Consider the following 24,395-nt stretch of genomic DNA (forward strand, 5'->3'; position numbering starts at 1 on the left):
CACCAAGTTTGCGCGAATGAGGACAAGTGTTATGGGTAAGAATGTCGTAGTCCTGGGCACCCAGTGGGGTGATGAGGGCAAAGGCAAGATCGTTGATCTGCTGACCGAACATGCTGCCGCCGTAGTGCGCTACCAGGGTGGCCACAACGCGGGTCACACGCTGGTGATCGACGGTGAAAAACCGTCTTGCACCTGATTCCGTCGGGCGTGCTGCGCGAAGGCGTACAGTGCCTGATCGGCAACGGCGTGGTGGTTGCACCTGACGCTCTGCTGCGCGAGATCACCAAGCTGGAAGAAAAAGGCGTACCGGTGCGCGAGCGCCTGCGTATCAGCCCGTCCTGCCCGCTGATCCTGTCCTTCCACGTTGCGCTGGACCAGGCCCGTGAAAAGGCCCGTGGCGAGCTGAAGATCGGTACCACCGGTCGCGGCATCGGCCCGGCTTACGAAGACAAGGTTGCCCGTCGTGGCCTGCGTGTCGGCGACCTGCTGAACATGCCGCGCTTCGAGGACAAACTGCGTGAACTGGTGGATTACCACAACTTCATGCTGGTCGGTTACTACAAAGAGCCAGCCATCGAATTCGAAAAGACCCTGGCCGAGTGCAAGGAATACGCTGAGCTGCTCAAGCCGCTGATGCTCGACGTGACCGCCGAACTGCACGACCTGCGTCGTGCCGGCAAGGACATCATGTTCGAAGGCGCGCAAGGTTCGTTGCTCGACATCGACCACGGCACCTACCCGTACGTGACCAGCTCCAACACCACCGCAGGTGGCGTGGCGACCGGTTCGGGCGTTGGCCCGATGTTCCTCGACTACATCCTGGGCATCACCAAGGCCTACACCACCCGCGTTGGTTCCGGCCCGTTCCCGACCGAGCTGTTTGATGACGTCGGTGCTCACCTGGCCAAGCAGGGTCACGAGTTCGGCGCTACCACTGGCCGCGCCCGTCGTTGCGGCTGGTTCGATGCCGTCATCCTGCGTCGCGCTATCGACGTGAACAGCATCTCGGGCATCTGCCTGACCAAGCTGGACGTACTCGATGGTCTGGAAACCATCAACATCTGCGTCGGCTACAAGGACGCGCAGGGCAATGCCGTTGCGCCGACTGATGCTGATAGCTACGTCGGTCTGCAGCCGGTGTACGAAGAAGTTCCGGGCTGGAGCGAATCGACCGTGGGTGCCAAGACCCTGGAAGAGCTGCCGGCCAATGCTCGCGCCTACATCAAACGCGTTGAAGAGTTGATCGGCGCGCCGATCGACATTATTTCGACGGGCCCGGATCGCAACGAAACCATCGTTCTGCGTCATCCGTTCGCTTGATAAGTCGTTGATGTAAAAAACAAAGGCCCCTTAATCGGGGCCTTTGTCGTTTATGCCTGTTGGACGGCATGACCTTTGCTGTGAATCTGTCTACAAGAGTGCCATCAAATTAATGGCGTCAGAAGTAGAGGGATTTAAAGTGTCAGCCGTTCTCTCACTGTTACAAAGCCGTCTGTTGCGGCCGGTGTTCGTTACCCTTGGTATCGCCCTTTTGGTGCAGGTGTTGGTGGCGGTTGCCCTGACGCGGAGCACGGTAACCGCGCTGGAAGCCGATCTGGCCGTGCGCCTGGGTGCCGACAGCCAGAAGCTATCCGGTGAGCTGGAGCAGGCCGGGCGTGAAGTCACTTCGAGTCTTGATGCGTTGTCAGCCAGTACTCGTCAGCGCCTCACGGCTGGCTTGTCCGCACGCCTCAAAGAAGAGCAGGCGCAACTGCGCGCAACGCTGGAAAAGGATCTCAAGGATTCGGCCAACGACATGGCCCAGTTGCTCGCCTCGGTAGCGCCGCGTGCCATGTGGGACAGCGACGTGCCGACGCTCTCGGAGTTCGCTCGTCGCGCCCAGCGCAACCCCAATGTGCTGTTCGTGGTGTATGACGACGCCACCGGCCAGCATCTGACCCGTTATCTCAACCGTGAAAACCCGATCAACAAGGCCTTGCTGGAAAAAGGTCAGGGCGAGCGTGCGCTGGATAAAGTACTGGATGCGGCAAAGAACGATCCTTCGGTCTACTACCTCGAAGCCTCGATCAATCCCAACGGCGTGGAAATCGGCAAAGTGCTGATGGGCGTTTCCACGGCCTCGGTGGAAACCGATCTGGCCGAGCTCGACAAGCGCTTCCTCGCGCTGATTGCCAGCAGCGATCAATTGGTCGGCGACAGCCTCAAAGGCGCAGCGGCGGACAGCGCCAAGGCAATGCAGGCGCGCCTGCAATCGGCGCAGGGCACCGCTGGCGAAATGAAAGCCAACACCGCACAAACCGTTCAAGACGCTGCCGCGACACTGCGCTGGCGTATCGGCCTCGGCCTGGCACTGGTCGGTTGCGGCGTGCTGCTGTTGCTGGCCGTGGTGCTTGGTCATCGGGTGGTCAATCGCCTGAAAATGCTCAACGCGGCAATGGATGATCTGGCGGCAGGCGAGGGCGATTTGACCAAGCGTGTGCAGATCAACAGCAAGGATGAGATCGGCGATATGGCCTCAGCGGTCAATCGCTTCGTCGACAAGTTGCAGCCGATCGTACGCGAGGCGGGCGATGTCGCTCAGCGCACTGGCGTGGAAATTGGCGCGATGACTTTGCGCAATGCCGGCGCCGATGCGGCCGCCGGGATGCAGCGTGATGAGGTCGCAGAAAGCCTGCGTGCGCTCTCGCAGATGGCTGACGAAGCGCAATCGGAAAGTCATGCCATGCAAGCGGCACTCAAACAAGTCGTGGAAATCCGCCAGGCCACCGATGAAAACACCCGAACCTCGGCGAAGGTCGGCGGCCTGATCGAAGCGCTGGCGGGGCAAGTCGATACCGGGGCGAAAGTCATCGAGCGCCTGGCGCAGCAGAGCGAACAGATTGAGGTGGTGCTGACGGTGATTCACGGTATCGCCGAGCAGACCAATCTGCTGGCGTTGAACGCAGCGATCGAGGCGGCGCGCGCTGGTGAGACCGGTCGGGGATTCGCCGTGGTCGCGGACGAAGTGCGTGCGCTGGCGAGCAAGACGCAAAGCTCCACCGGTGATATTCAGGCGCACATTGTTGCGCTGCAGCAGGGCGCGCGTGAGGCGGTCGAGGCGATCGGCCAGGCCGGACGGCAGGCCAGCGAAGGTTTGCTGGTGTTGCGCGACAGCGCGCGGTTGCAACAGTCGGTGCAGGCTTCGGTTGAGCAGGTGCATGCGGCGATCGGTCTGGCGACGCAAGCAGCAGCGCATCAGGCGCAGGGCGCACAGGCAGTGCGTGGGCGCGTCGAGACGATTCATGCACAGGCCGAGAAAGCGGCGCAGGCAGTGGTGGAGACCACGGCCAGTGGCAAGGTGCTGGATGGTCTGGCGGCGCAATTGAAGGCTAGCCTGGGACAATTCCGCGCTTAAGATCAAATGATCGCAGCCTGCGGCAGCGCCTACAGGGAAACGCAAATTCCGATGTGGGAGCTGCCGAAGGCTGCGCTCTTTAGCGGCTCAGATACATCCGCGTCGTCAGCAGATAAACCGGCAACCCGGAGACCACAATCAACAACGCCGCATAAGGCGCCGCTGCGGCAAACTCGACATTCGCCGTGTGCGCCCAGACCTCGGTCGCCAGCGTGTTCAGTCCGGTTGGGCTGAGCAGCAACGTCGCCGTCAATTCCTTCATCGCATCAAGAAACACCAGCGCAAAAGCCGCGCCCAATGCCGGGAAAATGATCGGCAAGGTCACCCGGCAAAACGCCGTGAACGACGATGCGCCCAAGGTCCGCGCCGCTTCTTCCAGCTGCGGCGCAGCCTTGTTCAGCGCGGTACGGATCGGCGCTTGCGCCAGTGGCAGAAACAGCAGCGCATAAGCGATCAGCAGCAAGCCCGACGTCTGATACAGCACCGGCACGTAGTGCAGGGCGAAATACACCAGCGTCAGCGCAATCACCAGCCCCGGCAGTGCGTGCAGCAGATAAGGCAAGCGTTCGGCCCAGATTGCCAACTGGCCCTTATAGCGCACCACCAGTAGCCCGACCGGCACTGCCAAAACCAGACACAACGCCGCGCCGCCCAACGACAATGCCAGCGATGACAGCAGTGCCTCGCTGATTGCCGCTACCGGGAACGCCGCCGATGAGCCGACCGCCAGCCAGTAGGCCAACATCCCCAACGGAATGCCGCTGCCGATAATCGCCAGCAACAGGCAATACAACTGACCTGCCGCCGCCCATGGCCCAAGCTGCACTTGTTCAGCTTGCCGCGCCGCGCCCTGGCCGGTGCGCACATGCCGGCCCTTGCCACGCACGCGCAGCTCCAGCCACAACAGCAGCAGACACAGCGCCAGCAACACCGCCGAAAGCATCGCGGCGTTGGCATTGCTGAATTCCAGTTCGAATTGCTGGTAGATCGCCGTGGTGAAGGTCTGCAGGCCAATGATCGACAGCGCGCCGAATTCCACCAGCATGTGCAGGGCAATCAGCAGCGAACTGGCCAGCAGCGATGGCCACAGCAGCGGCAGGGTGACGCGGAAAAACACGCCCCAGCGATTCTGTCCCAACGTGCGGGCGGATTCTTCGAGGGAGGGATCGAGATTGCGCAGGGTGGCGGCAACCGGCAGAAAGATCAGCGGATATTTCGACAGGCTCATCACCAGAATCGCCCCGCCGAGTCCTTCGAATTGCGCGCTGAGCGAGACCCAGGTGAAGCTGCTGACAAACGCCGGCACCGCAAACGGCAGGCACAGGATCACGCCCCACAGGCGCCGCCCCGGCAGATTGCTGCGTTCCAGCAACCACGCCAGTGACAGGCCGATCACGCCACAGGTGACCGTCACGCCGACCATCAGTGCCAAAGTGTTGCGCAACAGGCCAAACACATACGGGCGCCACAACAGGTGCAGCGCCTCGGCCCAGCCGGCCTGCCAGGCTTTCGCCCCGACGTAGGCCAGTGGCAACAGGCTGAGTACCACCAGTAGCAATACCGGCAGCACCAGCCAGATCGACGGGCGTCTGCGTCTTGGTACGTAACCCCGCGCGCGGCGGGGGCCGATAACGATGCTGTCATCAGTTCAGGCCAACTTCGCGTTCCAGCTCCAGCGCTTCTTCAGCATTGCCCAGATCCGCCGGAGTGACATTCGGCGCTTCCAGTTCGCTGAACGGCTTGAGGCCGCGATCCGATTCCATGCCTTTGTGCAGCGGGTACTCGGCGGTGGTCTGGGTGATCACGCGCTGACCTTCTTCGCTGGCCATGAAGGCGAGGAATTGCTGGGCTTCTTTTGGATGTTTGCTGGATTTCAGCACGGCAGCGCTAGACACGGTGATCAGGCCGCCAGCGTCGCCCCCGGTGAAATAATGCAGCTTGGAGTCGAGCTTGCCTTTTTCGCGTTGCAGGGCGAACCAGTAGTAATTGTTCACCAGCACGGTAGCGACTTCGCCGTTCTTCCACGGCTTTGAGCGCGACCATGTTGTTGCTGTAGGTTTTGCCGAACGCGCGCAAACCGGTCAGCCACTCTTCGGCAGCGTCACGACCGTGCAGTTTGATGATCGCTACGGCCTGTTCCTGGAAGGCGCCACTGGTCGGCACGAAACCGACCTTGCCTTGCCATTGCGGCTCGGAGAATTCCATCACCGATTTCGGCAGGTCTTTTTCGTCGATCAGTTTCGGGTTGAACGCGACCACGCGTACGCGGGCGGTAACGCCGATCCAAGTGCCGTTGGCGGCGACATACTTTTCTGGCAGAACCGCCAGTGTCGCGTCATCGGCCTTGGCCAGCAGCCCCTGTTCGCCGAGGTTGTTCAGCGGCGGCGACTCTTCGGTGTAGATCACATCGGCGGGGGAGCGATCGCCTTCTTCGATAATCTGGCTGGCGAGCTGGTTGCTGCTGCCTTTGCGCACGTTGACGTGGATGCCGGTCTTGGCTTCAAAAGCCTTGGCAATCGCGTCGCCGACTTCCTTGTGCTGGCCGTTGTAGAGAGTCAGGGAAACCGCATCGGCAGCCTGGGTGAGGGGAGTGGCGAGCGCCAGGCCGAGGAGGGTGAAGGTCAGGCCTCGGCGCAGGGTATTTCGAAACGTCATTCGCAGGGTTCCTCACTGTCGCATTGCAAAAACTTGCAACAATGATAAACGATATTGTTTCTCAAGTGCGCCTTGTGGGGCGACTGGCGATTGTGTTGGAGCTACCGAAGGCTCGGGCCGCGTTCGGACGATCTTTTGATCTTGCGTTTAGTCGAGAAGGGCAAAAGCAAGATCAAGAGATCGCAGCCTCGTTGCACTCGTCAGCTCCTGCGAGCTCCTGCAAGCTCCTGCAAGACCTGCGGGAATTCAGGAAGCCAGAAACGCAAAAACCCGCTTTCGCGGGTTTTTGTGAAATCCAAGGCCTGAACCTTGAATTTGAATTGGTGCCCAGAAGAAGACTCGAACTTCCACGACCGTAAGGTCACCAGCACCTGAAGCTGGCGTGTCTACCAATTTCACCATCTGGGCAATCATCGCAAGCGTTGCCGCTGTTGATGTGGCGCACTATACGGAGGCCTTTTTGATCTGTAAACCCCTGATTTGGTTTTAATAAATCAGTGCGAACAAAAGCTTTCCCGCAAATGCAAAAAACCCGCTTTCGCGGGTTTTGTGTGAGTCTTGAAACTGATCTAGTCTCAAACTCGAAATTGGTGCCCAGGAGAAGACTCGAACTTCCACGACCGTAAGGTCACCAGCACCTGAAGCTGGCGTGTCTACCAATTTCACCACCTGGGCATCATCGAAAGCGCTTGTGCGTCGTCGATGGCGCGCACTATACGGAGCGCTTTTTTAACTGTAAACCCCTGCTGTAGAAAAAACTGAATTTTTTACCAGCGGCGTTCAAAACGGTATCGGAGCGTCGATACAGGGCCTTGCAAAGCCTTATAGAAGCGGAAATTTCCCGTTTCCCGGCGCCTATGCCAAACTAACCCGCATATAGACAAGGTGAAAACTCTCTAATGGCCGATTGGCAATCCCTCGATCCCGAGGCCGCTCGTGAAGCGGAAAAATACGAAAACCCTATTCCCAGCCGCGAACTGATCCTGGCGCACCTCGCCGATCGGGGTTCGCCTGCTGCCCGCGAGCAACTGGTCGAAGAGTTTGGTCTGACCACAGAAGACCAGATCGAGGCCCTGCGCCGCCGCTTGCGCGCCATGGAGCGCGACGCTCAATTGATCTATACCCGCCGTGGTACTTACGCGCCGGTAGACAAGCTCGACCTGATCCTCGGCCGCATCAGCGGTCACCGCGACGGCTTCGGCTTCCTGGTGCCGGACGACGGCAGCGACGACCTGTTCATGAGCCCGGCGCAAATGCGTCTGGTGTTCGATGGTGACCGTGCGCTGGCCCGGGTTTCCGGTCTCGACCGTCGTGGTCGCCGTGAAGGCGTGATCGTCGAAGTGGTGTCCCGCGCTCACGAAACCATCGTCGGCCGCTACTTCGAAGAAGGCGGCATCGGTTTCGTCGTTGCCGACAATCCGAAGATCCAGCAGGAAGTGCTGGTCACTCCGGGCCGTAACGCCAATGCGCAGATCGGTCAGTTCGTCGAGGTGAAAATCACTCACTGGCCAACGCCGCGCTTCCAGCCGCAAGGCGATGTGGTCGAAGTGGTCGGCAACTACATGGCGCCGGGCATGGAAATCGATGTTGCCCTGCGCACTTACGACATTCCGCACGTCTGGCCTGAAGCGGTTGTGAAAGAAGCCGCCAAGCTCAAGCCGGAAGTTGAAGAAAAAGACAAAGAGAAGCGCATCGACTTGCGCCATCTGCCGTTCGTCACCATCGACGGCGAAGATGCTCGCGACTTCGACGATGCTGTTTATTGCGAAGCCAAACCGGGCAAGTTGCGTCTGTTCTCCGGTGGCTGGAAGTTGTACGTGGCGATTGCCGACGTTTCCAGTTACGTGAAGATCGGCTCGGCGCTGGATAACGAAGCTCAGGTTCGCGGCAACTCGGTGTACTTCCCCGAGCGCGTGATTCCGATGCTGCCAGAGCAACTGTCCAACGGTCTGTGCTCGCTGAACCCGCAAGTCGACCGTCTGGCCATGGTTTGCGAGATGACCATCTCCAAGTCCGGCGAAATGACCGACTACTGCTTCTATGAGGCGGTGATCCATTCCCACGCTCGTCTGACCTATAACAAGGTCAGCGCGATGCTGGAAACGCCGAAGGCTACCGAAGCACGCAAACTGCGCGGTGAGTACACCGACGTCGTGCCGCACCTCAAACAGCTCTACGCGTTGTACAAGGTGTTGCTGGCCGCCCGTCACGTACGTGGCGCGATCGATTTTGAAACCCAGGAAACCCGGATCATCTTCGGCTCCGAGCGCAAGATTGCCGAAATCCGTCCGACCGTGCGCAACGATGCGCACAAGCTGATCGAGGAGTGCATGCTGGCCGCCAACGTGGCCACTGCCGAATTCCTCAAGAAGCACGAAATTCCTGCGCTGTATCGCGTTCACGCCGGTCCGCCGCCGGAGCGTCTGGAAAAACTGCGCGCGTTCCTCGGTGAGCTCGGCCTGTCCCTGCACAAAGGCAAGGACGGTCCGTCGCCGAAGGATTATCAGGCTTTGCTCGCGAGCATCAAGGATCGTCCGGATTTCCACCTGATCCAGACTGTGATGCTGCGTTCGTTGAGCCAAGCGGTGTACAGCGCTGAAAACGATGGCCACTTCGGCCTGAATTACGAAGCCTACACCCACTTCACTTCGCCGATCCGTCGTTATCCGGACCTGCTAACGCACCGCGCGATCCGCAGCGTGATCCATTCGAAACAGGACACCCCGCACGTTCGTCGTGCCGGGGCGATGACCATTCCGAAAGCGCGTATCTATCCGTACGACGAAGCGGCGCTGGAGCAGCTTGGCGAGCAGTGCTCGATGAGCGAGCGCCGTGCCGACGAGGCGACCCGCGACGTGGTGAACTGGCTCAAGTGCGAGTTCATGAAGGATCGCGTTGGCGAGTCGTTCCCGGGCGTGATCACCGCAGTGACCGGTTTTGGTCTGTTCATCGAGCTGACCGATATCTACGTCGAAGGCCTGGTGCACGTCACCGCATTGCCGGGCGATTACTACCACTTCGATCCTGTGCATCACCGCTTGGCGGGCGAGCGCACCGGTCGCAGTTTCCGTCTTGGCGACACCGTTGAAGTGCGGGTCATGCGCGTCGACCTCGATGAGCGCAAGATCGACTTCGAGATGGCTGAGAAAACCATCAGCGCGCCGATTGGTCGCAAGAAACGTGGCACCGAAACCGCTGCGCCTGCTGCCAAGGCTGCGCAAGAAAAGGCTCCAGCGAAAACCGCCAGCCGTCGTCCGGCCAAGGAAAAGGTCGCCGAAGCCTATCGCCCGAGCGACGCCGTGGCGAAAAACGCCGAGCTGCGCAAAAGCCGTGAATTGAAGAAGGCCCTGCTGGCCGATGCGAAAAACGGTGGTAAAGCGGCGTCCGGGGAAAGACCGGACGGTCGGCGCCTGACAGGGCGACCGACGGCAAGCCAGCCAAGCCGAGCAAACACCGTAAGGGCTCGCCAAAAGCGGGTTCCGCTCCAGCCAAAAGTGGTGGGGCGCGTAAACCGAAGGCGAAGTCATGAGTCAGTTGGAAAAAATCTACGGCGTTCACGCGGTAGAAGCGTTGCTGCGTCACCACCCCAAGCGCGTCAAGCAGATCTGGCTGGCGGAAAGCCGCAACGATCCGCGCGTGCAGACGCTGGTCGAGCTGGCCAATGAAAACCGTGTTCAGGTCGGCCAGGCCGAGCGACGCGAAATGGACGCCTGGGTTGAAGGCGTGCACCAGGGCGTGGTCGCGGAAGTCAGCCCGAGTCAGGTCTGGGGCGAGGCCATGCTCGACGAGTTGCTTGATCGCACCGAAGGCGCGCCGCTGTTGCTGGTGCTCGACGGTGTGACCGATCCGCACAACCTCGGCGCCTGCCTGCGCTCGGCCGATGCGGCCGGTGCGCTGGCGGTGATCGTGCCGAAGGACAAGTCGGCCACGCTGACTCCGGTGGTGCGTAAAGTCGCCTGCGGCGCCGCGGAAGTGATTCCGCTGGTGGCCGTGACCAACCTGGCGCGCACGTTGGAAAAACTCCAGCAACGCGGTTTGTGGGTAGTCGGCACCGCAGGTGAAGCCGAGGTCAGCATTTATGACCAGGACCTCACCGGCCCGACCATCCTGATCATGGGCGCCGAAGGCAAAGGCATGCGCCGCCTGACCCGCGAGCATTGCGACTATCTGGTGAATCTGCCGATGGCCGGCAGCGTCAGTAGCCTCAACGTGTCGGTCGCCACTGGCGTGTGCCTGTTCGAAGCCCAGCGCCAGCGCGGTGCGAAGGCCAAGGCCAGCGCTTCGCGCAAGCTATAAGCTGCAAGCTGCAAGCTGCAAGCCTCAAGTCAAAAGCGGTCCGCTTGCAGCTTGAGGCTTGTAGCTCATAGCTGCTGTTCAAATAATCACCAATTGCCTTGCGCCCCCGCAGTCCCTTCTCTACAATTGCGCCCCTTGCTGTGACGGCAGGCACGCATGTGCCCCGCGCCAGCAAGTCCATAAGTGTCATTCACTCCTTGTCTGACCGTTTTTGAGCGGCAGGCTACAACCCGTAAGGAGCATTCATGCGTCATTACGAAATCATCTTTCTGGTCCACCCGGATCAGAGCGAGCAAGTCGGCGGCATGGTTGAGCGTTACACCAAGCTGATCGAAGAAGACGGCGGCAAAATCCACCGTCTGGAAGACTGGGGCCGTCGTCAACTGGCCTACGCAATCAACAATGTTCACAAGGCTCACTACGTGATGCTGAACGTTGAATGCACTGGCAAGGCCCTGGCCGAGCTGGAAGACAACTTCCGCTACAACGATGCAGTGATCCGTAACCTGGTCATCCGTCGCGACGAAGCCGTTACCGGCCAGTCCGAGATGCTCAAGGCTGAAGAAAACCGCAGTGAGCGCCGTGAGCGTCGCGACCGTCCTGAGCACGAAGGCGCCGAAGGCACCGACAGTGATGACAGCGACAACAGCGATAACGCTGACGAGTAATCCACGGACCTTATTAAGGAGCCTATCAAATGGCACGTTTCTTCCGTCGTCGTAAATTCTGCCGCTTCACCGCTGAAGACGTGAAAGAGATCGATTACAAAGATCTCAACACTCTGAAAGCCTACGTATCCGAGACCGGCAAAATCGTTCCAAGCCGCATCACCGGTACCAAAGCTCGTTATCAGCGTCAGCTGGCCACCGCTATCAAGCGCGCCCGCTTCCTGGCCCTGCTGGCCTACACCGACAGCCACGGCCGCTGAGACCGGGCAGTCGACAAGTAGCAAAGGATTGAATGCATGCGCGCCTTAGCTGAGTTCATCATGCGAGGCCGAATGCAGGCCACTCTCGTGGTGGCCGGATGTGCAACATTGCCGTTGTTGTATTGGTTGGGTGCTGCCGCCGGGAGCCTTGTGCTGCTGCGGCGCGGATTGACGGACGCCCTCGGCGTTCTGTCACTGGGACTGCTGCCGGCATTGATCTGGTGGCTGTATGCCGACGACCCACGGGCACTTCTGGTGCTGCTGGGCTCTGCGGTGCTTGCGTTGGTTTTGCGCGCAAGCGAATCCTGGGTCCGCACGCTGCTGGTCAGCGTAGTGATCGGAGTGGTGTTTTCAGTGGTGCTCGGGGTCGCGTTTGCGGCCCAGATCGAGATGCTCGCGCAGGCCCTCATAAAGGTCATGCCGGCGCTTCTTGGTGAGACCTACAAGCAATTGTCGGTTGATGAGCAAGCGCGTTTCGCGTCCCTGATTGCACCGGTCCTGACCGGACTGATTGCGGCCTTGTTGCAGATCGTCAGCGTGCTGAGCCTGATTGTCGGGCGGCATTGGCAGGCGTTGTTGTACAACCCGGGTGGTTTCGGTCGCGAGTTTCGCGCCATCCGCATCCCGCTGGGGCCGGCGATGTTACTGCTGGCGTTGATGCTTCTGGGCCCGAATCTCGGTGCACAGATGGCCATGTTGACGCCGTTGTGCAGTGTACCGCTGGTGTTCGCCGGGCTGGCCCTGATTCACGGGCTGGTCGGGCAGAAGCGACTGGCCGGTTTCTGGCTGGTGGGGTTGTACGTCACGCTGCTGTTGTTCATGCAGCTGATCTATCCGTTGCTCGTGGTTCTGGCCATTGTCGACAGCCTGATTGATTTTCGCGGTCGTCACGTGTCGAAAGACACCGACAGCGCGAACGGTGAAGGTTAAAAGTTAGAGGATTTTCACATGCAACTGATCCTTCTGGAAAAAATCGCCAACCTGGGCAACCTGGGCGACAAAGTAAACGTTAAGGCCGGTTACGGCCGTAACTACCTGCTGCCTTTCGGCAAGGCTACCGCTGCGACCGCTGCCAACCTGGCTGCGTTCGAAGAGCGTCGCGCCGAGCTGGAAAAAGCCGCCGCAGACCGTAAGGCATCGGCTGAAAGCCGTGCTGCCCAACTGGCCGAGCTGGAAGTGACCATCACTGCCACCGCTGGCGACGAAGGCAAGCTGTTCGGTTCGATCGGTACTCACGACATCGCTGACGCACTGACCGCCTCCGGCGTTGAAGTGCAGAAGAGCGAAGTTCGTCTGCCGAACGGCACCATCCGCAACGTGGGTGAATTCGACGTGGCCGTGCACCTGCACGCCGAAGTTGAAGCCACCGTACGCGTTGTCGTGGTAGCAGCTTAAGCAACACGGATCGGCTGGCGGCTTGTCCGTCAGGCGGTTAACATCGGGCACGATCCTGTTTACAGGTCGTGCCCTTTGTCTTTCTGAATTCCCTGCTTTTCACTAATACTCAAGTGGCCATGAACGATATCTCCGCTCCCGAGCAATACGATCTGCAAACCGCTGCCCTGAAGGTGCCGCCGCATTCCATCGAGGCTGAACAGGCTGTACTCGGTGGTCTGATGCTGGACAACAACGCCTGGGAACGCGTGCTCGATCAAGTCTCCGATGGCGATTTCTATCGACATGACCACCGTCTGATCTTCCGTGCGATCGCCAAACTGGCCGATCAGAACTCGCCGATCGACGTCGTTACCCTTGCCGAGCAATTGGACAAGGAAGGCCAGACGTCGCAAGTCGGCGGCCTCGGCTATCTTGGCGAACTGGCGAAAAACACGCCTTCCGTCGCCAACATCAAGGCCTATGCGCAGATCGTCCGCCAGCGTGCGACGTTGCGCCAATTGATCGGCATCAGCACCGAGATTGCCGACAGCGCCTTCAACCCCGAAGGCCGTACCGCTGAAGAAATCCTCGACGAAGCCGAACGGCAGATCTTCCAGATCGCCGAAGCGCGGCCCAAGACCGGCGGCCCGGTCGGTGTCAATGAGCTGCTGACCAAGGCCATCGACCGCATCGACACGTTGTTCAACACCGCCGACGCGATCACCGGCCTTTCTACGGGTTACACCGACCTCGATGAGAAGACCAGCGGCTTGCAGCCGTCCGACCTGATTATCGTCGCCGGCCGTCCGTCGATGGGTAAAACCACCTTCGCGATGAACCTGGTGGAAAACGCCGTGCTGCGTAGCGAGAAGGCTGTTCTGGTTTACTCGCTCGAGATGCCAGGCGAATCGCTGATCATGCGTATGCTGTCTTCGCTCGGCCGGATCGATCAGACCAAAGTGCGTTCCGGCCAACTCGAAGACGACGACTGGCCGCGCCTGACATCGGCGGTCAACCTGCTCAATGATCGCAAACTGTTCATCGATGACACCGCCGGTATCAGCCCTTCGGAGATGCGCGCGCGCACCCGGCGTCTGGTGCGTGAGCACGGCGATGTCGGCCTGATCATGATCGACTACCTGCAACTGATGCAGATTCCCGGATCCAGCGGTGACAACCGTACCAACGAGATTTCCGAGATCTCGCGATCCCTGAAAGCCCTGGCCAAGGAATTCAACTGCCCAGTAGTCGCCTTGTCGCAGCTCAACCGTTCCCTCGAACAGCGCCCGAACAAACGCCCGGTGAACTCCGACTTGCGTGAATCCGGAGCGATCGAGCAGGACGCCGACGTGATCATGTTCGTTTACCGCGACGAGGTGTATCACCCGGAAACCGAGCACAAGGGCATCGCCGAAATCATCATCGGCAAGCAGCGTAACGGCCCGATCGGTTTTATTCGGCTGGCGTTCATCGGCAAGTACACGCGCTTCGAAAACCTCGCGCCGGGCAGTTACAACTTCGACGACGACGAGTAACAGCAGACCGGATCATCCGGCCTGCTGTCGTGGCCTGCTTCAATCGGTCAAAACTGCCGTCTCGCTGCTGGCGTGCTTTTCGACCGCATCGCCGCGGCGAACTTCCTCACGGGTCAATGCCTGGATCAGCGTCGCTTCGCTGATGGCCAGCTGCGCAGTGACGTCATTGGTTTGCGCCTCATATTCGATTTGCGTCAGTACCTTTGTCGCGAACTGTGCGTCAAGTGCGGCCTGTTTCTGTTGGTACGGCTGACGTGCGGCGTCGAATCGGGACGAGTACTTGTGCGTGATGAAGTCCTGCCAGAAATCCATCGATACCAGAGCCTGAAACTCTTCAGGGGAGTCGTTGAAGGCGATGACCTTTCGGTAGGCCACATCCAGCATGGGCGATGTGACGCCGGCCATGCCGATAAAGGACAGTGTCTGCGGCTGAAACGGTAACTGCAGCCGATCCTTGAGCCCAAAGCGGTAGGCCATCGTCATCTCATGCGGGTCGCGCAAGCGCAGGTGATGGATATTGCGCTTGCTCGCTGAAGTTTGCGGACCGTCGACCATTGCCCTGCTGGCAGCGATCTCGGCTGCGGCCAGGTCATCGACCTGTCGGAGCCTGAAGAGGCTTCTGGACAGTTCCGCCAATCGAGTGCCATCGCCGTCTTGCCTCGCCTGCATTCGCGCCTTGTGCGTCATGGTCAGTATTTGCATGTCTGTAAACGTGGCGGCGGCAAGGTCAGTGCAGCCAGCCTCGCAGGCGCGATCAAAAACGTCTCTGCGCAGAGCGCGTGTATGCACGCTGTCCTCGCTGATCGCATCAACCACGTCCCAGACCTGTCGGCGGAAATCGGCATGGTGGGCGAGCGTGGAAATGATGTTGAAAAAGCCATCTGAGCCCTCCTGTGCTTTAAGCCTGTTCAACTGCTCGGTGCGAATCATCACCTCGTTTGCCGGCATGCCGACGGTCAACTGCGGATAGACCGGATCAGCTCTCATTACTATCGGTTGCGGGCGGGCTGCCGGAACTGAAGTCGTCAGCAGGTTCAATGGATTGTAGAGCGATACGAAGGAGCGGTTCAGCCATTCACCGTAGCCGGCCAGGCGTTCTCGTGTGTATGCGCTGAGGGGATTACCGCTTATCTGAGTGCCGCTGTTGACCTGAATCGAATGCGTCAGGCGATCCGCCGACGGTGCGACGACAAAGTCGGGCAGGCTCGTGATCCGGTTGTTGTTCAGATGGATCTTGCCCAGCAGGGGCTGATCGTACAGTCCGGTTGGCCAGCTTTCGATGCCCGTGTTTGACATGTCGACCTCGCGCATATCGGTGATCGCGCTGAAGTCCGGGCTCACGCTCAAGTGCGGATTGTCGTGAATCCACAAGGCCCTCAGCGTGGTTCTCCCGGCCAGTATCTGCGCGGTCTCGGCGGTGAGTTCCAGTTGATTACCCTGCAGGAACAATCGCGTCATGCCGTGCATTTCGCCGATCGCCGGGGGCAGATCCCTGAGTCGATTGTTCGCCATGTTCAGCCAGCGCAAATGCCGGAAGCGGGTCAGGAAACCTTCCGGGGATTCGGTGAGATTCATGTTGTTGAGTCTGAGTGAGCCGACATGGCTGAAGTCGCTGCTCAGATCCGGCAGGGTTGGCAGCGTCAGACCACTCAAGTCCAGTTCAAGACCTATCGGCGTGCCGTCGAAGGCGTGTTGCTCCGGCGTTTCACGTCGCCAGCAACTGATGATCCGGTCCCGTGCCTCGATGCGCTCGTTGCGGGTTTGAGTGTTGGTCTGCAACTGATTGACGCGGATATAGCGCAGGCGATTGCTGCCTCCGGAAAATACCCAGTCATCCAATTGGTTTTTCAGCACGGCGAAATCCTGTTCGAGCGCCAATAGCCTGGGCGCGACAGTGCCCTTGTCATGGCTCCAGATAAAATCCCGGCAGGCCTTGATGCTTTTGCCCGGAAACAGTCTTCTGTAGCGTTGTGCTCGCGAGTTGTCACTATCGAATACGGCGGGGTGGGCTGGGGACATCAACTCGGGATGCAGTTCATTGAGTCTTCGCCAGTAGCCATCGAACTTTCTCCAGTAAGGCGAAGGAAAACTGTTGCCCTCAATCAGCGTGCGGTTGTTGATCCGCGCGACCACGGCCAATTGATCGGCAGGCGGGTTGATATGCGCGTCGGGGACGTTGCGCAGTTTATTGTTGCTGAGGTCGACGCCGGTCAAGGTGGTCTTGTCAGCCAGCCCGAGGGGCCACTGGCTGATTCCGGTGTTCCTCAGCTCCAGTGTCTGCAGCCCGGACATCGCGCTGAAATCGGGCGGTATCTGCAGTGGGTTGTCAGACAGCTTGACGGTAACCAGCTGATGCAATGCACTCAATGCACCAGCGCTGTGCTCATCGAGTTTTATCTGGTTTGAAGTCAGATTGAGGTGGGCGAGCCGGCTCATTCCGCTGATGGCTGCGGGCAATTTTTTCAGGCCGGAGTGGGTGATCGTCAGGATGTCCAGATCAGGCAAGCCCGACAGGAACGTGTCGGCAGTGTCGGACCAGACGACGTTATTGAGGGTGAGCATTTTCAGCCGACTGAAGTCGGCAGTCAGTGGCGGGAGTGGTCCGTTCACTGCTGGCAGTATGAGAGACGTCGATTCCTGGAGCCAGCAGTCCTTGATAGTCCGGGCAATGTGTTCTGCCCGATTTCTTTCCGGGCCGGCGGCGCTGGATGCTGCCAACGTGCTGTCGGCAACGTATGCCTGCAGCTGTGCGTCGAGCACCTTGAACTCCTCGAAACGCCGGCTGATCGTGGCTTCTGCACCATCCCCCAGGCCGATCAGGTATTCCCGGGCAGTTTGCGGGGTTTTCTCTGGATACATCTGCAGCAGCATGGCGACTTCTGGAATGTCGCCATCAATCCGGAATGCATCCGTGCGTGCGCTGGTGTTCAGGGCCGGGTATTCGGCCGTAACCCGCTGCCAATAGACTTCCAGTCGCCGCCAATAACCGCTGGCGAAGGGATTGCCTTCGATCAGGGTGACGCGGTTGATGTTGGCGATGGCGAGCAACTGATCACTCACCGGGTTGATGATTGCCTGCGGAATTTCGCGCAATCGGTTGTTGCGCAGATCGATTGACTCTATCGCTAGCTGATCTCGCAGTCCGGTTGGCCATTCATCCAGCCGGGTGTTGCGCAGACTCACGGTCTTGAGCTGGAGCATGCCGCTGAAGTCCGGGGTCTTGCCCAGCGGGTTGTCCGACAGATCAAGGTTTTCCAGTTGGCTGAGCGAAGCCAGCTCGGCGGCGGTTTGCTCGCTCAGTTCAATGCGGTTCGCTCGCAGGTCCAGCTCCTTGAGGCCGGGCATCTGCGTGAGGTTCGCCGGCGGTGTATCGAGCGCCGAAGCGTTGATTTTCAAGCGTTCAAGGGCTGTGAACCCCTTGAGAAAAGTTTCGCACCCCGCCGACCATGCCACCGCCTGCAAGTGCAGCGCGCGTACATGGCTGAAATCTGCCGAGAGCGCAGCGATGCCAGCGCCGCCAAGATCCAGCTGCAGAGTTGCTCCCGTCTGCTGTTTCCAGCAGCGCTTGATCTGTTGCGCGGCGCGCTCCACCGAGGGATGGGCCGCCCCACCGGCCAGCGCACTGGTTTTCAGCCAGGCCGCGAGCTCCAGCTTCAAGGTCTTGTATTCAGTCTCAAGGCGCGTCAAAAAGCTTTGTACATCGTCACCCTGGGTGCGCAACAGCGTGCGGATTTGCTCGCTGTCCAGAGATGGGTACAGTTTTCGCAATCGCGACTGGGGCGTGCGCAGTCGGTTGACCGCGGCATTGAGCCGCTCGCGCAGCCCCGGTGAAGCCGGTTGGTCGGCACTGCCGCGCTGCATCCCGCCGGCCCCGCCGACCACGATGCCCTGCCAGCCCTGATCGGCATCGAACACCACAGGCTCTGATCTGCCCGGGCGCGTAGCGCTGTAGATGTTGTCGATGTCGGCGGCGACAGGATCTTGCGGGCGGACGATGCGCATCACTTCGGCCACAGGCGTCGATGCATCGGGATCGTGCAAGACCTGATAGCCGTGATTATCGATCACTGCATAGAGCTTGCCGTCATGGCGGTGCAGCCCGTCGCTGTCGGGTGAGCTGGTGCTGAAGTCGAGCGGCGTGCGAAACGCCTGCAGACGCGCCCCCGATAAAGCGAAGGTGCTTGGTTGCGAGAACTCCAGCGCATGCCATCGGCCACTCTCGGAGTCGTGCAGCATCAGCGGTCCGGAGGGGATCGATTCACTCGCCAGCCTGGCGCGCCATAGGCCGCTCTGCGAATCCTTGCCCACCTGCACGAAGCCACCATCGGCCATTTCCACGTAATGGCGACCCTTGAACGTTATCAGGCCTTCAGCGTCGGCATCGGGCAAGCCGATCGTTGCACTGAGCCGGTAATGCTCTGGCGGGTGGCCCACATGAGCGAGGGCGTCGGGCATTGAAGCAATCGCCTGCACCGTGACGTTGGGAGCAGGAGCGATTGCATCAGGATCGATACCGTCTGTGGGCCTGTTCGCGCGGATTGACGGGCCGCTCAACGTGGTCGGATCCAGGCCGGGGCGCGGCGTCAGGTTGAGGCGTGGCGGGGGCGTATCTACAGATGTTTCCGGTCGAATATGTGATTGAACGGGAAGCGTAACTTTCGACGGCGGTTTGCTTGGCATGTCTTACATTCCTTGTAGTCGTTGCACGGCAGCTTCTTCAGCGGAAGCTGCCGGCCTGTTCGGCGTCATTGCCTGAGGCTGTGTCTTCGGGTGAGCAGAGGCGGCGGCCAGGTCGAAGATTTTCTGCGCTGTGCGTCCATCGAGATATTCGCGCCAGACAGGTTGATGCGGCCGCTGCGCCAGTTCTTCCCTGCGCTGCGATTGAATACCCCTGCTGCTTTGTTCAAGGGTTTTCAGATGCGCGCCGCGCACGTTGAAATTCAAGTCCGGGAATCCTGCCTCGCATAATGAAAATGTGCGTGCCAGAGGGGATCGTGGCTATGGGCATCGGTGACTAGATAGATGTCGAGGTATTGCCGATCCGAACCTTTGCCACGTTTCAATCGGCTCTCGATTTTCCGGGCGTTCACGTGACCCTTGTCGATCAGGTACAGCAGTCGGTCGACGTTCAGAACATGCGTGTCCTTATAGATGCGCAGGCGGATATTTTCGCCCTCATTGCGCAGGCGTTCACTGGCGTCCTGCAGGCGCCGAATCAGCGCGGCCGTCTCATCATGGGCCAGCTCCGCTCGCTGCAACTGCAATACGGTGTCATCCATTGCTCCGGCGCTGCTTTCGAGCATCTCGACAATGTTGTCCGGATGGTTTTTTTGCCGTTCTTCGTGCAGGGCAGCGCGTACATGCGCGTCGACATGGTCAAGCTGCCGAGCGGCTTCGGCAACCAATGAGGGCAAGCTCCTGTGCAACGTTGTCCGCGGCGAACGCCATTCACCGCGTCCTGGGTCATAGGTCTGTGACGGCTGCCTGGGATTGTGGAGGTTGCGGACCTCAATGACCTCTTCGTTTTGCGCAGTGCGTCGAGACTCGCCGACATTGAGTTTGTAGACGCCGTTTTTCTTTGCCCGAAAGATGAGCTTGGGCGGTGGTTGGTGACCGCTTCTGTCCTGGGCCGGAATGAATTCGAAATCAATGTTCTGCTGGTCGAACGTCAGCACCGGACGTTCAGCCTGATGGAGAAGCTGGTTCAAGCGGCCTACCAGCGTCTGCTCGAATATTTCGATTTCCGCAGTGATCTCCCTGCGTGAAATGGCGTGCTGCTCCGCCGGTGCCAGATCAAGACGTTCGAACCAGTGGCGGATGGCTGTGCATTCCTGGAACAGGTTATTCAATACGGCAGGGCGGGAAGCCTCGGGGACTGCGCCAAGCGCTCCGTAAACAAAGGTTGCCTGACCAAAGCGGGTTGCCAGTTCTGATGCCAGAGGGGCGCTGCTGGCCGATTGTGGGTTATCCAGCATCAGACTTTTGGTCAGGACCCAAGAGGCAACAACGTTATGGGTGTCCATTGGTGAAAGAACATCGGCGCTGAAATCCTCTGCCGAGACACGCCACTTTTCCACCAGGTTGTCGGCGATTTGCTGGCGCTTTTTCAGATGACTCAGCATCCTGCCCAGAACGTTGGCTGTTCGCGGAAGCCGCTCCGGGTCGAGGTCGATCATCGGACCCTCCAGGGCGTGGCGCGTCAAGCCGCATTCGATCAGTTGCTGATAGGCGAGCATCTGTTTTTTTGCAGCCTGATTATGTTTTCTGTGTAAGCGTCCTGCTTCATGAAGCGCTTGATCGAGGATTTTTGCTCCTCGTAGTATTTCAGCGCCTTTCCAAGGTGTTTCAGTTCTTTGTGGCAGTGAATCTCGCGATCTAGCAGCGCAATTGTTTCGCGTCGAACGGTTTGCGCATGCTCTCCCTGCGCGTTACTCGCCTCCAGCCAGGCGTTTATCAGCTGTTCACGTTTATCCTGATCCTGCCTGATACGCTTGTTGATACCCTCGAGTGCGACTGCCACCTCCAGGTGCTGCCATAAGTCTGAGGGGCGCGCTGCTGCGCCTCTCGGCATTCCGGCTACACCTGTCAAGGAGGTCCCGCGCCAGCCGGATTGAGCATTGAAAGTAATCGCTTCCGACCTGCCGGAACGTGATGCGACGTAAACGTTTGTCGCATCGGCGGCGATCGGATCTTCAGGGCGAACGATGCGCATCACCGCTCTGTGCGGTGTCGAGGCGTCGAGATCATGCAGAACCTGATAGGCGCAGCTTTCGATCTGCACATAGAGTTTGCCGTTGAAGCGCAACAGGCCATCGCCGTCCGGCTCGACCGTGCTGAAATCCAGATCGGTTCGAAATGCCTCCAGCCGGGTCGTGGACAAGGGATAGGTGGAGGGCGCCGAGGTGTCGATGGGCTGCCAGAGACGGCTGTCGGCGTCCAGCTGCAACAGCGGTCCCGACGCATGCAATTCGCCGGGCAATTTTGCCCGGTAGAAACCGCTGGCCGAGTCCAGATTCACCTGCACGGTGCCACCCTCCGGTACATGGACATACTGGCGTCCGTTGAGCGTCGAAATGCCCTCGGCATCGGCCACCGGCAGCACGACCGGCGATGTGATCCAGTAGTCCTTCAAAGGGCGGTCGTGCACAAAGGCAATAAATTCCGCAACCGCCGCCGTGCTGACCGCAGGCCGCGCAGGCATGGAGATAATGTGGTTGAGCCCGTGATCGATCGCTGTTGCGATCGTTGTCGTCAGGCGCGTGGGAATCCTGAGCCCCGACGCGCCATCGAAGGACAGGGGAAACCAGGCCGGGTTAGCGAATAATCGGGTCGCGGATTATGGATCGAGACGGTAGTGATGCCTCTGATTGGCGGTTTGGGTGACATTGCCTGTCTTCCTTTACGTTGAATGCCCCGCTACTCCCGAGGGAGTGCTGCGGGCGGGCGGCTTCCTTGCCGTTTTGGTGCGTCGTACGCTCAGCGAAAACGCGTGATGCGTCGCGGGCTGGCTGCGCGAGACCAGCTCGCAGAGAAACCGACCACCGTCGTCGGAATTGGTCAAAATTTGTGCTATATTCCGCGCCCGCGATTTTTCACTTCAACACCGGTCGTCGACATGCAAGCAGCCAAGCCGTTATTTGACTATCCAAAATATTGGGCCGAATGTTTCGGGCCAGCGCCATTCCTGCCGATGAGCAGGGAGGAGATGGATCAGCTCGGCTGGGATTCGTGCGACATCATCATTGTTACCGGTGATGCCTACGTCGATCATCCGTCGTTCGGCATGGCGATCATCGGCCGGCTGCTGGAGTCGCAAGGCTTCCGCGTCGGGATCATCGCGCAGCCGAACTGGCAGTCCAAAGACGACTTCATGAAGCTCGGCGAGCCGAACCTGTTCTTCGGCGTCGCGGCGGGCAACATGGACTCGATGATCAACCGCTACACCGCGGACAAGAAAATCCGTTCCGATGACGCCTACACCCCCGGCGGCATGGCCGGCAAGCGTCCGGATCGCGCCAGCCTGGTCTACAGCCAGCGCTGCAAGGAAGCCTACAAGCACGTGCCGATCGTGCTCGGCGGCATCGAAGCTTCGCTGCGCCGCATCGCCCACTACGACTATTGGCAGGATCGCGTGCGCAACTCGATCCTGATCGACGCCAGCGCCGACATTCTGCTGTACGGCAACGCCGAGCGCGCAATTGTCGAAGTCGCCCAGCGCCTGTCGTGGGGCCACAAGATCGAAGACATCACCGATGTGCGCGGCACCGCGTTCATCCGTCGCGACACGCCGCAGGGCTGGTACGAAGTCGACTCCACGCGCATCGACCGTCCGGGCAAGGTCGACAAGATCATCAACCCGTACGTGAATACCCAGGACACCCAGGCCTGCGCCATCGAGCAGGAAAAAGGCCCGGTCGAAGATCCGCAGGAAGCCAAGGTCGTGCAGATTCTGGCCAGCCCGCGCATGACCCGCGACAAGACCGTGATCCGCCTGCCGTCGATGGAGAAGGTGCGTAACGACCCGGTTTTGTACGCCCACGCCAACCGCGTGTTGCACCTGGAAACCAACCCGGGCAACGCCCGTGCGCTGGTGCAGAAGCATGGCGAGCTCGATGTCTGGTTCAACCCGCCGCCGATTCCGATGACCACTGAAGAAATGGACTACGTGTTCGGCATGCCTTACGCTCGTGTGCCGCACCCGGCGTACGGCAAGGAGAAGATCCCGGCGTACGACATGATCCGTTTCTCGGTGAACATCATGCGTGGCTGCTTTGGTGGCTGCACCTTCTGCTCGATCACCGAGCACGAAGGGCGGATCATCCAGAACCGTTCCGAAGAGTCGATCATTCGCGAAATCGAAGAGATCCGCGACAAGGTGCCGGGTTTCACCGGCGTCATTTCCGACCTCGGCGGCCCGACTGCGAACATGTACCGCATCGCCTGCAAGAGCCCGGAAATCGAATCCGCCTGCCGCAAGCCGTCGTGCGTGTTCCCCGGTATCTGCCCGAACCTGAACACCGACCACTCGTCGCTGATTCAGCTGTATCGCAGCGCCCGTGCCCTGCCGGGTGTGAAGAAGATTCTGATCGCTTCCGGCCTGCGCTACGACCTCGCCGTCGAGTCGCCGGAGTACGTCAAGGAGCTGGTGACCCACCACGTCGGCGGTTACCTGAAGATCGCCCCGGAGCACACCGAGGAAGGTCCGCTCAACCAGATGATGAAACCGGGCATCGGCAGCTATGACAAGTTCAAGCGCATGTTCGAGAAGTACACCAAGGAAGCGGGCAAGGAGCAGTACCTGATTCCGTACTTCATCGCCGCCCACCCGGGCACCACCGACGAAGACATGATGAACCTCGCTCTGTGGCTCAAGGGCAATGGCTTCCGCGCCGACCAGGTGCAGGCGTTCTACCCGTCGCCGATGGCCACCGCTACGGCGATGTACCACTCGGGCAAGAACCCGCTGCGCAAGGTCACCTACAAGAGCGACGGCGTGACCATCGTCAAGAGCGAAGATCAGCGTCGTCTGCACAAGGCGTTCTTGCGTTATCACGACCCGAAAGGCTGGCCGATGCTGCGTGAAGCGCTGATCCGCATGGGCCGCGCCGATCTGATCGGCCCGGGCAAGGATCAACTGATTCCGGCGCATCAGCCGGCCACCGACAGCTACCAGAGCGCCCGTCGCAAGAACTCGACGCCGGCCGGCAGCCACAAGGTCGCCAAAGAGAAGACCACCAAGATCCTCACCCAGCACACCGGTCTGCCGCCGCGTGCCAGTGATGGCGGTAATCCGTGGGACAAGCGTGAACAGGCCAAGGCTGCGGCGTTCGCCCGCAACCAGCAGGCGGCCAAGGAACGCAAGGATGCGGCCAAAGGCAAAGGGCCGAAGCCGACACGCAAGCCGGTCGTGCCGCGCTAGATACTGCTTGAGCTGAACAGAACGCCAACCTTCGGGTTGGCGTTTTGCATTTCAGGCCTCGGGAAATGAGTTGTTGCCGCTGGCCTCTCGCGAGCAGGCTCGCTCCCACAGGGGAACGCATTGCACATGTGGGAGCGAGCCTGCTCGCGGAAGCGTCCGATCAAACACCGCAAGAATCAGCGTTCGCAACATTTGCGTGCAACTGAGTCCAAGCATTTCCTCGCATCGCCCGGTTTTGGTGCTGTACTGCCTTGAGCATTTCGCGAAAGCGCGCAAGCCTGTGCATGGCAT

At 59.9% G+C, this 24,395-nt stretch carries 12 protein-coding genes, 2 tRNA genes and 4 pseudogenes; 10 read left to right on the forward strand and 8 right to left on the reverse strand.

Going from position 1 to position 24,395, the window contains the following annotated elements; genetic code table 11:
* The first annotated feature begins 31 nt into the window (after window positions 1–31).
* Together LJU32_07245 and LJU32_07250 are read left to right on the forward strand one after the other, a co-directional pair.
* Window positions 32–1,320 (forward strand): annotated as a pseudogene (locus tag LJU32_07245) (adenylosuccinate synthase).
* Between the two features lie 139 nt (window positions 1,321–1,459).
* Window positions 1,460–3,394, forward strand: coding sequence for a methyl-accepting chemotaxis protein (locus tag LJU32_07250; GenBank protein ID WKV90055.1), 1,935 nt, complete (start codon window positions 1,460–1,462; stop codon window positions 3,392–3,394).
* A 79-nt stretch (window positions 3,395–3,473) separates the two neighbouring features.
* Here the strand turns inward: LJU32_07250 and LJU32_07255 are convergent.
* The 4 genes and pseudogenes from LJU32_07255 to LJU32_07270 all read right to left on the reverse strand — a co-directional run bounded on the left by LJU32_07255 (window position 3,474) and on the right by LJU32_07270 (window position 6,724).
* Window positions 3,474–5,038, reverse strand: a pseudogene (locus tag LJU32_07255) (iron ABC transporter permease).
* Window positions 5,038–6,049 (reverse strand): annotated as a pseudogene (locus tag LJU32_07260) (extracellular solute-binding protein). The pseudogenes LJU32_07255 and LJU32_07260 overlap by 1 nt, the downstream one beginning before the upstream one ends.
* Before the next feature lie 321 nt (window positions 6,050–6,370).
* A tRNA-Leu gene (locus LJU32_07265) sits at window positions 6,371–6,457 on the reverse strand.
* Window positions 6,458–6,637: 180 nt separating this feature from the next.
* Window positions 6,638–6,724, reverse strand: a tRNA-Leu gene (locus tag LJU32_07270).
* Window positions 6,725–6,948: 224 nt separating this feature from the next.
* Between LJU32_07270 and rnr the strand changes: the two are divergent.
* The 7 genes and pseudogenes from rnr (at window position 6,949) to dnaB (ending at window position 14,185) form a co-directional block, all read left to right on the forward strand.
* Window positions 6,949–9,578: pseudogene (gene rnr / locus LJU32_07275) on the forward strand (ribonuclease R).
* Complete coding sequence (gene rlmB / locus LJU32_07280; GenBank protein WKV90056.1) at window positions 9,575–10,345, forward strand: 23S rRNA (guanosine(2251)-2'-O)-methyltransferase RlmB; 771 nt, start codon at window positions 9,575–9,577, stop codon at window positions 10,343–10,345. The pseudogene rnr and the gene rlmB overlap by 4 nt, the downstream one beginning before the upstream one ends.
* A gap of 245 nt (window positions 10,346–10,590) precedes the next feature.
* Window positions 10,591–11,013 (forward strand): 30S ribosomal protein S6, encoded by a 423-nt coding sequence (rpsF, locus tag LJU32_07285; GenBank protein ID WKV90057.1) that lies wholly within the window; start codon window positions 10,591–10,593, stop codon window positions 11,011–11,013.
* A 29-nt stretch (window positions 11,014–11,042) separates the two neighbouring features.
* Window positions 11,043–11,273, forward strand: a complete 231-nt coding sequence (gene rpsR, locus LJU32_07290) for a 30S ribosomal protein S18 (GenBank protein ID WKV90058.1) — start codon at window positions 11,043–11,045, stop codon at window positions 11,271–11,273.
* A 36-nt stretch (window positions 11,274–11,309) separates the two neighbouring features.
* Entirely contained in the window at window positions 11,310–12,203 is an 894-nt protein-coding gene (locus tag LJU32_07295; protein ID WKV90059.1) for a hypothetical protein, read from the forward strand.
* A gap of 18 nt (window positions 12,204–12,221) precedes the next feature.
* Window positions 12,222–12,668: a 50S ribosomal protein L9 gene (gene rplI, locus LJU32_07300; GenBank protein WKV90060.1), complete on the forward strand. Its 447-nt coding sequence runs from the start codon at window positions 12,222–12,224 to the stop codon at window positions 12,666–12,668.
* A gap of 119 nt (window positions 12,669–12,787) precedes the next feature.
* Complete coding sequence (gene dnaB, locus LJU32_07305) at window positions 12,788–14,185, forward strand: replicative DNA helicase (GenBank protein ID WKV90061.1); 1,398 nt, start codon at window positions 12,788–12,790, stop codon at window positions 14,183–14,185.
* A 39-nt stretch (window positions 14,186–14,224) separates the two neighbouring features.
* On the opposite strand, the gene LJU32_07310 is transcribed toward dnaB, so the two are convergent.
* Genes LJU32_07310 through LJU32_07325 form a run of 4 tightly spaced genes read right to left on the reverse strand, consistent with a single transcriptional unit; the run spans window position 14,225 to window position 21,386 of the window.
* On the reverse strand, window positions 14,225–18,865 hold the full coding sequence (locus LJU32_07310; GenBank protein ID WKV90062.1) for a hypothetical protein: 4,641 nt from the start codon (window positions 18,863–18,865) through the stop codon (window positions 14,225–14,227).
* Window positions 18,866–18,868: 3 nt separating this feature from the next.
* Complete coding sequence (locus LJU32_07315; GenBank protein ID WKV90063.1) at window positions 18,869–19,129, reverse strand: hypothetical protein; 261 nt, start codon at window positions 19,127–19,129, stop codon at window positions 18,869–18,871.
* Window positions 19,126–20,421, reverse strand: coding sequence for a hypothetical protein (locus LJU32_07320; protein WKV90064.1), 1,296 nt, complete (start codon window positions 20,419–20,421; stop codon window positions 19,126–19,128). The genes LJU32_07315 and LJU32_07320 overlap by 4 nt, the downstream gene beginning before the upstream one ends.
* The gene (locus tag LJU32_07325) at window positions 20,400–21,386 is read right to left on the reverse strand and encodes a hypothetical protein (GenBank protein ID WKV90065.1); all 987 of its coding nucleotides are present in this window, start codon (window positions 21,384–21,386) and stop codon (window positions 20,400–20,402) included. Before LJU32_07325 ends, LJU32_07320 begins: the two co-directional genes overlap by 22 nt.
* Before the next feature lie 414 nt (window positions 21,387–21,800).
* Between LJU32_07325 and LJU32_07330 the strand changes: the two genes are divergently transcribed.
* Window positions 21,801–24,104 carry a YgiQ family radical SAM protein gene (locus LJU32_07330; GenBank protein ID WKV90066.1) on the forward strand — a complete coding sequence of 768 codons (2,304 nt, stop codon included), beginning with the start codon at window positions 21,801–21,803 and terminating at the stop codon, window positions 24,102–24,104.
* Window positions 24,105–24,395 lie beyond the last annotated feature (291 nt).

The sequence above is a fragment of the Pseudomonas sp. B21_DOA genome (genome assembly GCA_030544685.1).
Lineage (GTDB): Bacteria > Pseudomonadota > Gammaproteobacteria > Pseudomonadales > Pseudomonadaceae > Aquipseudomonas > Aquipseudomonas fluorescens_AO.